At 71.5% G+C, this 12,129-nt stretch carries 9 protein-coding genes; 5 read left to right on the forward strand and 4 right to left on the reverse strand.

Going from position 1 to position 12,129, the window contains the following annotated elements; translation table 11 throughout:
- Window positions 1–242 precede the first annotated feature (242 nt).
- Together O7634_RS17260 and O7634_RS17265 are read right to left on the reverse strand one after the other, a co-directional pair.
- Entirely contained in the window at window positions 243–1,649 is a 1,407-nt protein-coding gene (locus O7634_RS17260) for an IS4 family transposase (RefSeq protein WP_278150502.1), read from the reverse strand.
- A gap of 191 nt (window positions 1,650–1,840) precedes the next feature.
- Window positions 1,841–3,049, reverse strand: coding sequence for a DUF349 domain-containing protein (locus O7634_RS17265; RefSeq protein WP_278151146.1), 1,209 nt, complete (start codon window positions 3,047–3,049; stop codon window positions 1,841–1,843).
- A 150-nt stretch (window positions 3,050–3,199) separates the two neighbouring features.
- Here O7634_RS17265 and O7634_RS17270 point away from each other — a divergent pair, with 150 nt between their 5' ends.
- The 3 genes from O7634_RS17270 to dapF are packed head-to-tail and all read left to right on the forward strand — an operon-like array spanning window position 3,200 to window position 5,833.
- Entirely contained in the window at window positions 3,200–4,081 is an 882-nt protein-coding gene (locus O7634_RS17270; protein ID WP_278151147.1) for a hypothetical protein, read from the forward strand.
- Window positions 4,078–4,989: a tRNA (adenosine(37)-N6)-dimethylallyltransferase MiaA gene (miaA, locus tag O7634_RS17275; protein WP_347404264.1), complete on the forward strand. Its 912-nt coding sequence runs from the start codon at window positions 4,078–4,080 to the stop codon at window positions 4,987–4,989. The genes O7634_RS17270 and miaA overlap by 4 nt, the downstream gene beginning before the upstream one ends.
- Before the next feature lie 7 nt (window positions 4,990–4,996).
- Window positions 4,997–5,833, forward strand: coding sequence for a diaminopimelate epimerase (gene dapF, locus O7634_RS17280; protein ID WP_278151148.1), 837 nt, complete (start codon window positions 4,997–4,999; stop codon window positions 5,831–5,833).
- 223 nt (window positions 5,834–6,056) lie between these two features.
- On the opposite strand, the gene O7634_RS17285 is transcribed toward dapF, so the two are convergent.
- Window positions 6,057–7,523, reverse strand: a complete 1,467-nt coding sequence (locus O7634_RS17285; RefSeq protein ID WP_278151149.1) for an NAD-dependent malic enzyme — start codon at window positions 7,521–7,523, stop codon at window positions 6,057–6,059.
- Window positions 7,524–7,706: 183 nt separating this feature from the next.
- Between O7634_RS17285 and hflX the strand changes: the two genes are divergently transcribed.
- Together hflX and O7634_RS17295 are read left to right on the forward strand one after the other, a co-directional pair.
- On the forward strand, window positions 7,707–9,161 hold the full coding sequence (gene hflX, locus O7634_RS17290; protein WP_278151150.1) for a GTPase HflX: 1,455 nt from the start codon (window positions 7,707–7,709) through the stop codon (window positions 9,159–9,161).
- Window positions 9,162–9,211: 50 nt separating this feature from the next.
- A complete protein-coding gene (locus tag O7634_RS17295) occupies window positions 9,212–10,957 on the forward strand; it encodes a hypothetical protein (protein ID WP_278151151.1) in 1,746 nt (581 codons plus the stop codon).
- A gap of 73 nt (window positions 10,958–11,030) precedes the next feature.
- On the opposite strand, the gene lexA is transcribed toward O7634_RS17295, so the two are convergent.
- Window positions 11,031–11,816, reverse strand: a complete 786-nt coding sequence (gene lexA, locus O7634_RS17300) for a transcriptional repressor LexA (protein WP_278151152.1) — start codon at window positions 11,814–11,816, stop codon at window positions 11,031–11,033.
- Window positions 11,817–12,129 lie beyond the last annotated feature (313 nt).

Genomic DNA, 12,129 nt, shown 5'->3' on the forward strand with positions numbered 1-12,129 from the left:
CGCCGCCGGACGGAGCCAGGCCGGCCGGCGCAGCCGCCATGATCCACGCAACTTCGGGGAAGTTGTCGCCTACGCCACCCCTGAGGCAGCAACTTCAGGGATATTGCGAGGCGGGGCACGAGGTGCGGTGCGGGATCGTGGGACGCGGGGCGTGGAATGCGGCGAATGGTGCCCAAGACCAGGCTTCGTGTCCGACTCGTACGCATGATCGCGCTCAATCCTGGTTGTCAACGCCGTTGCGTTTAGCGCTGTGAGCGGGAGGCAAGTCCTTTCTCGAAGACTGTGATGTCGGCGTGGAAGCTGTAGGTCTGTGCGGTTGGGGGGTGTTGTCGCGTGTTCGGGCCGTACTTGCTGGTCGGGTTCTTGCGGGTGCGGGCTTTGACGCGGGGGCGGCGCTGTGTGGGTAGGAGGTTGGCCAGCGCGGCCTGGCCTATCGCGCCGAGGAGATCGGCGGGGCCGTCGGGGTGGATCGCGCTGGCGGTGGTGATCGTGTTGACGGCGGTGTCGATGAGGATGGTGAAGCTGAGCCGGTCCATGTCCAGGCCCGGTTGGGTTGACGCGGCGTCTGCGGCGGCGCGGATGAGGGCTTGGTAGGTGGTGAGGAGGGCATATACCTCTTGCTCGATGCCGGGGATGCTGTGAGAGCGCAGGACGCGGCCGTTGAGCATGGTGGCTTTGATCGAGTAGTAGGTGGTCTCGGCCTGCCAGCGTTCGTGGTAGAGGTTGATGAGTTCTCGGGCGGGGTAGCGGGCGTGATCGGTCAGGCTGGTGATCAGGCGCCACTGCTCGCGGCGCACCGTGCCGTCGGCCAGGGTGATGGTGACCTGCGCTTCGATGACTCGTATCAGGATGAGGGCGGGTAGGGTGCCGTAGCCGATGCGGGTCAGGTAGGAGCCATCGGGCAGGCGTTGCGCGATGGTCGGGCGGCGGCAGGCGGTGGAGCGGACGAGGAACTGCGCGCCGGTGGCGGCCACGTCGTGCAGGAATCGCGCGGCGTCGAAGCCGGCGTCGGCCAGCAGCAGCATCGCGCGGTCCAGTGCGCCTACCAGGCGGTGGGCATAGGGCAGTTCGCCTCCTGCATCGGGGCCGAAGTCCGCGGCGAGCAGGGCGCGGGTCCCGCACTCGATCACCACGAGCAGTCGCAGCAGCGGGTAGCCGAACTCCCGCCGGTCTCCTACCCGTTTGCGGTAGCGCCAGGTGACCTGTTCCCGGTCGGGCACGTGCAGGTGAGTGCCGTCGATGGCTACGGTGCGCAGGCCCCGGTAGAACACGCCGGGCTGGCTGGGCAGGCCGACGACACCAGCCAACGTCTCGAACAGCCGCCGTAGCGGCGCCGCTCCGATCCGGCGGCGGGCGCGGGCAAGTGAGGAGACGCTCGGGCGCGTCAGGCGCAGGTCCGTCAGGGCGGCGGTCAGCTTCCCCCAGGTCGCCAGATAGGAACAGCGCTCGAACAGAGCGAGCGCGAGGACGAAATACACCACGACCCGAGACGGCAGCAGCCGCAGCCGCTTCTCCCGTGTCCCGGTCTCCTCCAACACCGCGTCTACCAGGTCAAAATCGATGATCTGCGTCAACTCACCCAGATGACCGGGCGCGTACACACCCCCGGCCACCCCGAACGACCGGCTGATGACAGACTTCTCCTGCAACGGGACTCCTGACAACGATCACCTTGCTCGACACAAGCTGATCTATCAGAAGTCCCGTTCGCGTCTTCAAAGCCTTGACTCAAGCCCCGATCGCCAAACGCAACGGCGTTGTCCTGGATGTAGTGGCCTGGGAGCGAGCAGGATGCCACTACATCCAGGATCGAGCAGGTTCTTGGCGCGGGGCGCGGGGCTCAGCCGGCCTGCTCGGCGAGTTGGAGGAACTGCCGCTTGGCGTTGAGCGCCTGCTCGGCCTCCTTGATGCGGCGCGCGTCGCCGGCGCTCTGGGCCCGGGCCAGCCGGTCCTCGGCTTCCGCCACCTGCGCCCGCATCTGGGCGAGCAGCGGGTTGTCCTCCTTGGTGGTACGCCGCCACGCCGAGTCCATCACCTCGCGGACCTTGTCGTCGACGGCACGCAGCCGGCGCTCCAGCCCGGCTGCCGCCTCGCGGGGGACCCGGCCCGCCTCGTGCCACTGCGCCTGGATCTCCCGCAGCTTGGCCTGTGCGCCCTTCGGGTCGGCGTCGACGTCCAACGCCTCGGCCTCGGCGAGCAGGGCCTGCTTGCGCTCCAGGTTGCCGCGCTGCTCGTTGTCCCGTGCGGAGAAGACCTCACTGCGCCGGCTGAAGAAGGCGTCCTGCGCACCCCGGAACCGTTCCCAGAGCTTCTGCTCGGCCTCCTTGGAGGCGCGGGGAGCGGCCTTCCACTGGGTCATCAGGTCCTTGAGCTGGTTGGCGGTGGCGGCCCAGTCGGTGGAGTCCCGGAGCTTCTCCGCCTCGGCGACGAGTTCCTCCTTGACCGTCTGCGCCTGCTTACGCTGCGAGTCCAAAGAGGCGAAGTGGGCGCCCCGGCGGCGGGTGAAACCGTCCCGGGCCGCGGCGAACCGCTTCCACAGCTCTCCGTCGGCCTTCTTGTCGACCCCGCGAATGGTCTTCCACTCGTCGAGGATCTCCTTGAGCCGGTCCCCGGCGGTCTTCCATCCGGTGGACTCGGCGGCCAGCTTCTCGGCCTCCTCGACCAGAGCGGTCTTGCGGGCCAGGGCCTCGACGCGAGCGGCGTCCCGGGCGGCGCGCGCCTCACCGGCCTTCTCCTCGGCGAGGGTGGCCAGCTTGTCCAGGCGGGCGGTCAGGGCGTCGATGTCGCCGACCACGTTGGCTTCGGGCAGCGTGGCGCGGATCCGCCGGATCGTGCTCAACGAGTGCCCGGCGTCCGCCGCACCCGACTTGAGTCGCGCCTCAGTCAGGTCCACCTCGGTGACCAGGTCGGCGAAGCGCCGTGCGAAGTGCGCCAGGCCCTCCTCAGGTGCTCCCGCCTGCCAGGATCCGACCACCCGCTCGCCCTCGGCGGTCTTGACGTACACGGTGCCGTCCGCGTCCACCCGTCCAAAGGCAGTCCAGTCGCTCATGTGCCCATCCTCGTTCTCCCGGCGTCGAGGGATCGATCCCCCGCCGCCGCCACGGCGCAGCCAAGTTGCTTCCGGCATTGTCACAGGTCCGACCCGGTCCGCGTCGAGCGCCTATCGCCGACCGTGACCATACGGTGTCCTAGGGCCTCAATGACCGGATCGGCTCGGAGACGCACCGGCGATTCCCGCTACGGTGAATGGGTGCCACTGGTCGCCGCAGCTGTCTGCCCGCATCCGCCCCTGCTCGTGCCGGAGGTGGCCGGCTCCGCGGCCCCGGAGATGGACGACGTGCGGGCGGCCTGCGACACCGCCGTACGCCGACTGCTGACCGCCCAACCGGACATCGTGGTGCTGCTGGGCACCGGCCCGGCGACCGGCGCGATCCCCTCCCCGGCCACCGGCTCCCTTCAGCCCTGGGGTGTCGACCTGGACGTGCCGCTGGCTCCCGGTCAGCCCGACCGGGGCGCGGTCCTGCCGCTGAGCCTGACCATCGGCGCGTGGCTGCTCGCCCGGCACGAAGCGCCGCCTGCCGCCGCGCCGCCTGCCGCCGCGCCGCCTGCCGCCGCGCCGCCTGCCGCCGCGCCGCCCAGCGCCGCCCCGCCCGCCGCCGCGCCGTCCAGCGCCGGCGCGCCCACGGCGGCGCGGACCACCGCCGTCCAGGTGGCCGCGGACGCCGGGCCAGCCGAGCTGGCCGCGCTCGCCGACGGGATCGACGCCGCCGGTGACCGGGTGGCGTTGCTGGTGCTCGGGGACGGGTCGGCCTGCCGAGGGGACAAGTCGCCCGGGTACGACGACGCGCGCGCCCTCCCGTACGACAGGCGGGTTGCCGCAGCCCTGGCCGAGGCGGACCTGGACGTCCTGCGCGACCTCGACCCGGTCGTGTCGGCGGAGCTGAAGGCCGCCGGTCGCGCTCCCTGGCAGGTGCTCGCCGGCGCGGCCCGCGCGGCGGGCGGTGCCTGGCGTGGCGAGCTGCTGCACGAGTCGGCGCCCTACGGCGTCGCCTACTTCGTGGCGTTCTGGGAGCCGGCGTGAGCGGCGGCGTCGTCGCGGTGGTCGGTCCGACGGCCGCCGGTAAGTCGGCGCTGAGCATCGCTTTGGCGCACGGCCTCGACGGGGAGGTGGTGAACGCCGACTCGATGCAGCTCTACCGGGGCATGGACATCGGCACCGCCAAGCTGACAGTCGCCGAGCGCGGCGGGGTGCCGCACCACCTACTGGACATCTGGGACGTCACCGAGCCGGCGAGCGTCGCGGAGTACCAGCGGCGGGCCCGCGCGGCGGTGGACGACATCCTGTCCCGAGGGCGGGTGCCGTTGCTCGTCGGCGGGTCCGGGCTGTACGTGCGGGCGGTGCTGGAGCACTTCGAGTTCCCCGGCACCGACGCGGCGCTGCGCGAACGGCTGGAACGCGAGTTGGCCGAGGCCGGCCCCGCCCCGCTCTACGCGCGGCTGCGGGCCGCCGACCCGGTCGCCGCCGAGAGCATCCTGCCCGGCAACGGTCGCCGGATCGTCCGAGCCCTGGAGGTGATCGAGCTGACCGGCGCGCCGTTCACCGCCTCGCTGCCGCAGCCCACGCCGTACTACCCGGCGGTGCAGCTCGGCGTGGACCTGGACACCGCCCTGCTCGACGAGCGGATCGCGCTGCGGGTCGACCGGATGTTCGCCGATGGTCTGGTGGCGGAGACCCGCGAGCTGGTCGGGCGTGGGTTGCCCGAGGGGCGGACGGCGAGTCGGGCGCTCGGCTACCAGCAGGTGCTGCGCCTGCTCGCGGGTGAGCTGACCGAGGAGCAGGCGCGCGAGGAGACGGTCCGGGCCACGCGGCGCTTCGTCCGGCGGCAGCGGTCCTGGTTCCGGCGTGACCCGCGGATCCACTGGCTGGACTCGGCCGGGCCGGACCTGATCGGGGCCGCCCTGCGCCTGCTGCCCGCCGCTGCGCGATGATGGGGGCGTGGAGTTCACCAAGGGCCACGGCACCGGCAACGACTTCGTCCTCCTTCCCGACCCGGACGGTCAGCTCGACCTGACCCCGGAGCTGGTCGCGGCGCTCTGTGACCGGCGGCGGGGCATCGGCGCGGACGGCGTCCTGCGGGTGGTCCGCGCGGCCAAGCATCCCGACGGCGCCGGGCAGGCCGGCGAGGCCGAGTGGTTCATGGACTACTGGAACGCCGACGGTTCCTTCGCCGAGATGTGCGGCAACGGCGCCCGGGTCTTCGTGCGCTACCTGCTCGACACCGGGCTGGCCACGCCCGCCGGCGCGGCCCTGCCGGTGGCCACCCGGGCCGGCGTCGTGCGCGCGCTGGTCGAGGGCGACGCCGTGTCCGTCGAGATGCGCCGACCCCGGCTGTACGACAGTTCGAGCGCCACCCTCGGCGGTCTGACCCTGTCCGGCACCGTCGTGGACGTCGGCAACCCGCACCTGGTCTGTGTCCTGCCGACCGGTGTCGAGCTGTCCGCGCTGGACCTGACCGTCGCGCCCGGATTCGACCCGGTGGTGTTCCCGTCCGGGGTGAACGTGGAGTTCATTGTGGCGGGGGACCCGGTCGACGGCACCGACGGGCACACCCTGATGCGGGTGTACGAGCGCGGCAGCGCCGAGACGCTGTCCTGCGGCACCGGTGCCTGCGCGGTGGGCGCGGTGGCCCTGCGCGACGCCGGCCGGGACACCGGCGTGGTAGCCGTCGACGTCCCCGGCGGACGCGTCACGGTCACGGTCACCGCGGATTCCTGCTGGCTGTCCGGCCCAGCAGTCCTGGTAGCAACCGGCGAGGTAACCCTCCCGGCCTAACCCCCGGCCGGCCTTCCCGGCTGCCCCTTCCCGGCTGTCCCTTACCGGTGAGCTTCCCGGTTGATCATGAAGTTATGGTCACCGTGCTCGGCGTGTCGTGACCATAACTTCATGATCAAACCGGAGGCCCCGGAGGCCCCGGAGGCCCCGGAGGCCCCGGAGGCCCCGGAGGCCCCGGAGGCCCCGGAGGCCCCGGAGGCCCCGCAGGCCCGGGGTGCGGGGTTTACGGGGTGGCGCTGGCGTTGGCGGCGATCTCGGGAAGGTCGGCCGGGCCGGGGTCGGCGGCCGGGAGCGGGCTGGGGTTGTGCGCGGCGGCGCGGACGGCGGCGGCGACCGCCGGGGCCACCCGAGAGTCGAAGACGCTCGGCACGATCACCGTTGGGTTGATCTTGTCTTCGCCCACCACGTCGGCGATGGCCTGCGCGGCGGCGATCGCCATCTCCTCGGTGAACTCCTCGGCGTGCGCGTCGAGCATGCCGCGGAACACGCCGGGGAACGCGAGCACGTTGTTGATCTGGTTCGGCTGGTCGGAGCGGCCGGTGGCCACCACCGCGGCGTGCTTACGCGCCTCCCGCGGGTCGACCTCCGGGTCCGGGTTGGCCAGGGCGAAGACGATCGCGTCCTTCGCCATCTGGGCGATGTCGTCGCCGGTGAGCAGGTTCGGGGCGCTGACCCCGATGAAGACGTCGGCACCCTGGATCGCCCCCGGCAGGTCGCCCGAGTAGTTCTCCCTGTTGGTGTTCTCCGCCAGCCACTGCCACGCCGGGTTGAGCCCGGTCAGCCCGCGGTGCAGGGCGCCCTCCCGGTCGTACGCGATGATGTCGCCGACGCCCTGGCGCAGCAGCAGCTTCATGATCGCGGTGCCGGCCGCGCCGGCGCCGGAGACGACCACCCGGACGTCCTTGAGTTCCTTGCCGACCACCCGCAGCGCGTTGGTCAGCGCGGCCAGCACGCAGATCGCGGTGCCGTGCTGGTCGTCGTGGAAGACCGGGATGTCCAGCGCCTCGCGCAGCCGGGCCTCGATCTCGAAGCAGCGCGGCGCGGCGATGTCCTCCAGGTTGATACCGCCGTAGGCCGGTGCGATCGCCTTGACGATCTGCACGATCTCGTCGGTGTCCTGCGTGTCCAGCACCACCGGCCAGGCGTCCACCCCGCCGAAGCGCTTGAACAGCGCCGCCTTGCCCTCCATCACCGGCAGCGACGCGGCCGGGCCCAGGTTACCCAGGCCGAGCACAGCGGAGCCGTCGCTGACCACCGCGACGGTGTTGCGCTTGATGGTCAGCCGCCGGGCGTCCGCCGGGTTCTCGGCGATCGCCATGCAAACCCGGGCAACCCCCGGGGTGTACGCGCGGGACAGCTCGTCACGGTTGCGCAGCGCGACCTTCGAGGTCACCTCGATCTTGCCGCCGAGATGCAGGAGGAACGTCCGGTCGGACACCTTGCGCACGTCCACCCCGTCGAGCGCCCGGAGCGCGTCGACCACCTGGTCGGCGTGCTTGGCATCGGCCGTGTCGCAGGTCAGGTCGACGATCACGTTGGTCGGGTCGGAGTCCACCACGTCCAGCGCCGTGACGATCGCCCCGGCCTCGCCGACGGAGGTGGTGAGCCGGCCGATCGAGGAGGCGTCCGCGGTTACGGCGATCCGGATGGTGATCGAAAATCCGGCGCTCGGCAGTCGGGTGATGGCCACGGGATCCCTCCGTCACGGCTGTGCGGCCGGTCGGCCGCCGTCCGCATTTCTACCGGGTTGTCGCGGCCGACCAGCATGCGGCCCCACTTTTGGCGAGGTTCACCATGGGCATATAGCAGGTGCGTTCGGCGTTGAGTCATGTCAGGATTACGTTCTACTTATCAAAACGGACAGGAGAACCGCTTGCGAGACCAGGAGAGCTTCGTCCCTGTCGAGGACGAGTTCGACGACGTCACCACCGGCGAGCTGGACCTGTCGGAGCGGCAGTCTCTCCGGCGCGTTCCCGGCCTCTCCACCGAGCTCAGTGACGTCACCGAGGTGGAATACCGCCAGCTGCGGCTGGAGCGGGTGGTCCTGGTGGGCGTCTGGACCGACGGCACGGTGACCGACGCCGAGAATTCCCTGACCGAGCTCGCCGCGCTCGCCGAGACCGCCGGCTCCCAGGTGCTCGAAGGGCTCATCCAACGCCGCACCCGTCCCGACCCGGCCACGTACATCGGCCGTGGCAAGGTCGACGACCTCGGCGCGGTGGTGCGTTCCACCGGTGCCGACACCGTCATCTGCGACGGTGAGCTGTCACCGTCGCAGCTGCGCAACCTGGAGCAGCGCACCAAGGTCAAGGTCGTCGACCGGACCGCGCTGATCCTTGACATCTTCGCCCAGCACGCCAAGAGCAAGGAGGGTAAGGCGCAGGTCGAGCTGGCCCAGCTCGAATACCTGCTGCCCCGGCTGCGCGGTTGGGGTGAGACGCTCTCCCGGCAGACCGGTGGCTCCGGTCGGGGTGGCGGCGCCGGCGGCGGTGTGGGTGTCCGTGGTCCGGGTGAGACCAAGCTGGAGACCGACCGGCGCCGCATCCGCCACCGGATCTCCCGGCTGCGCCGCGAGATCAAGGGCATGCGGACGGTACGCGTGACCAAGCGCTCCCGTCGCTCCCGCAACGCCGTTCCCGCGGTGGCCATCGCCGGCTACACGAACGCCGGCAAGTCCAGCCTGCTCAACCGCCTGACCGGGGCTGGCGTGCTGGTGGAGAACGCGCTGTTCGCCACACTGGACCCCACCACCCGCAAGGCCACGACCTCGGACGGGCGCCTCTACACCCTCTCCGACACCGTCGGCTTCGTCCGGCACCTGCCGCACCAGATCGTCGAGGCGTTCCGCTCGACGCTGGAGGAGGTCGCCGAGGCGGACCTGGTGGTGCACGTGGTGGACGGCACCCACCCCGATCCGGAGGAGCAGGTCCGGGCCGTGCACGCGGTGCTCGCCGAGGTGAGCGCGGACCGGCTGCCGGAGTTGCTGGTGGTCAACAAGACCGACGCCACCGACGAGGACACTCTGCTGCGCCTCAAGCGACTCTGGCCGGACGCGATCTTCGTGTCCGCACACTCCGGGCGGGGTGTCGACGAGCTGCGCGCGGCGATCGAGGAGCGGCTGCCGAGCCCGGCCGTCGAGGTCCGGGCCGTGCTCCCGTACGACAGGGGGGACCTGGTCGCCCGGGCCCACCGCACGGGCGATGTGCTCAGCACGTCGCACCTGCCCGAGGGCACACTGTTGCACGTCCGCGTCAACGCGGAGCTGGCCGCGGAGCTGGCTCCGTACGACGTCCAGCGGCAGGAGCAGGCGGCCGGCAGCCGGTCCTGAGCGGCCACGGCGTCATCCATCGGAAACGCGCGGCATGCGACACTGGCCGAATGCGCCGCGTTGTTTCCTCGGTCACGGTTGCCCTCGGCCTGTTTGGGGCAACCGTGGCGTTCGCCGGAGCAGCCGCCGCGGCACCCGTCGCCGGGTCCGCCGGGCTGCTCGCCGCCGCCCCCGGCCAGAAGCGGTGCACGATCACCGACGAGCGTCTGCGGGAGCTGTCCGGGCTGGTCGCGACCAAGAGCGGCTACATCGCGGTCAACGACGGCACCGATGTCGCGGCGCGCGAGCGGGTCTTCTTCCTCGACACCAAGTGTGAGATCTCGAAGGAGCCGGTCCGCTACTCGGGTCAGGGCCCGTCCGACACCGAGGATCTGGCGCTGTCCAAGGACGGCAGGACCCTCTGGATCGCCGACACCGGTGACAACGCCGACTCCAAGCAGCGCCGCACCCGCGTCGCCCTCTGGTCGATGCCGGTCAGTGGCTCCAAACAGCCAGTCCTGCACCGGCTGTCGTACCCGGAGGCCAAACCGCACGACGCCGAGGCGCTGCTCATCGGCGACGACGGCAAGCCGCTGATCATCACCAAGGTGACCAAAGGCAAGGCCGAGATCTACACCCCGACGGGGGCGTTGAAGAGCGGCGAGACCGACCCGGTGCCGATGCGCAAGGCCGGCGAGATCCTGCTGCCCAAGACGCAGACCGAAAATCCGCTGAACACGTTCGGCCGGATCGCCATCACCGGTGCCGCCCGCTCGCCGGACGGCTCCCGGGTCGTCCTGCGCACCTACGCGGACGCCTTCGAGTTCGACGTCACCAATGGCGACATCGTCGGCGCCCTCACCACCGGCAAGCCGCGAGTGACGCCGTTGACCGACCCGTTCGGTGAGGCGATCACCTACAGCCCGGACGGGAAATCGTTCCTCACGGTCTCCGACGCGGCCCGGTTCACCGAGGACGACCCGCTCGACATCCTCAGCTACTCGCCGTCGACCTCCACGGCGGTGCCGCTGGCCGCGGAGGATGCTCCCAAGCCGGCGGCCTCGAAGTCCTGGACGGCCGGGTTGAGCCTCGACGACATCACGTACCTGGTCGGCGCGGTCGGGTTGCTCGGGCTGCTGCTGGTCGGCGCCGGGATCGTCGGCATCGTCCGAGCCCGCCGCCGCCCGCCGACCGACGACGCTGCCGATCCGTCGGATCTCGACGACGAGCCGTTCGGCTCCCGGTCCGGCCGCGCCGACGGTTCCTTCGGTAGCGACGACCGCAGGAACGGCGTCTACGGGAGTGGTGCGGCGGCCGGCGGTGCGGTCTACGGCGGTGGCGCGGGTCGCGGCGGCCCGGCTCCGGCGGGTGGTGCCGTGTACGGCGGCGGTGGTGCCCGCCCCGCCGTCGCCGACGGTGGCTACGGTGCCCCGCGGCCGGGCGGTGGCGTGTATGGCGGTGGCGGAGCCCGCCCCGCTGGCGGCGGTGGTCGCCCGCAGGGCGGTGGCGGCCGTCCCCAGGGCGGTGGTGGTCGCCCGCAGGGCGGTGGCGGCGGTCGGCCGCAGGGCGGTGGCGGTCGCCCGCAGGGCGGTGGCGGTCGTGCCCAGGGTGGTGGTGGTCGCCCGCAGGGCGGCGGTGTCTACGGCGGCGGTGGTGGTCAGCCCGGGGCCGGCCGTGCCGAACCGCCCCGGCGCGGGGGACAGGAGCCGGACTACCGGGGCCAGCGACCAGCACGCCGACGCGACGAGGAACCACCCGTGGACCCGTACGGGCAGTATCCCGGCGGTGGTCGCGGGCATCGGGGCGACCGCTACTGATCTGAGCCGCTGCGCTCACTAGCCTCGACCAGCGGTACGGGTGGACGCGCGTGGCGTCCACCCGTCGAACCGGTCAGATCCGGCGGAGCACCGCCACGACCCGACCCATGATGGTGGCGTCGTCACCGGGGATCGGGTCGAAGGCCGGGTTCTGCGGCATCAGCCAGACGTGCCCGTCGCGCCTCCGGTAGGTCTTGACAGTCGCCTCACCGTCGAGCATGGCCGCCACGATCTCGCCCGAGTCGGCGGTCGGCTGCTGCCGGACGACCACCCAGTCGCCGTCGCAGATGGCCGCGTCGAGCATCGAGTCGCCCTTGACCTGGAGCATGAAGACCTCGCCCTCGCCGACCAACTCGCGAGGGAGGGGGAAGATGTCCTCCACCGCCTGCTCGGCGAGGATCGGCCCACCGGCGGCGATCCGGCCGAGCATCGGCACGTACGCCGGTGCGGGCCGCTGTGCCCGGGACAACTCGTCGTCGATGGCCTCGCTGGGGGCCCGGACGTCGACCGCGCGCGGCCGGTTCGGGTCGCGGCGGAGGAAGCCCTTCTTTTCCAGCTCCTTGAGCTGGTAGGCGACGCTGGACGGCGACACCAGGCCGACCGCCTCGCCGATCTCGCGGACGCTCGGTGGGTAGCCGTGCCGCTCGACCCAGGTGCGGATGAATTCCAGGATGCGGCGTTGGCGGGCGGTCAGGTCGACCGCAGCCGGGTCGGGGAAGGCGCTGACCACCGGAGTGACCTGACGCACGGCGGGTTGGCCCGTCCGGCTGCGGGCGGCGCTGCGGCGTCGGGTGGCCGGCGGGCCCGCCTCGGTGATCTGCTGCGGGCTCTTCGGCCGGCTGGCCCGGTCCTCGGTCACGTCCGTCCTCCCTGGTCGGCGCTGGGTGCCTCGTCGGCTCGTGGTGCGTGCGGTGGTGCCACGATGTTCATGACCGTATAGGTGAGATCGGTCATTTTCAAACATCTGTACGACCTCTCACCGGCGTGTCGGGGTGAAAAACCACGCTGCTCGTACTGATGTTCTGATAAATGGTACGTCAGATAGCACTGGTGTTCGATTGTCGGTCGGTTTCCGGTCCGCTGCCGACACGTCGACCGGTAACCCGGGCGGGGTCGTGGCGTTGAGGCTTCGGGTGGCGCGATGGTGGGGGATGACCGGATGGTCCGTGACG

Source organism: Micromonospora sp. WMMD1120 (assembly GCF_029626235.1).
GTDB lineage: Bacteria > Actinomycetota > Actinomycetes > Mycobacteriales > Micromonosporaceae > Micromonospora.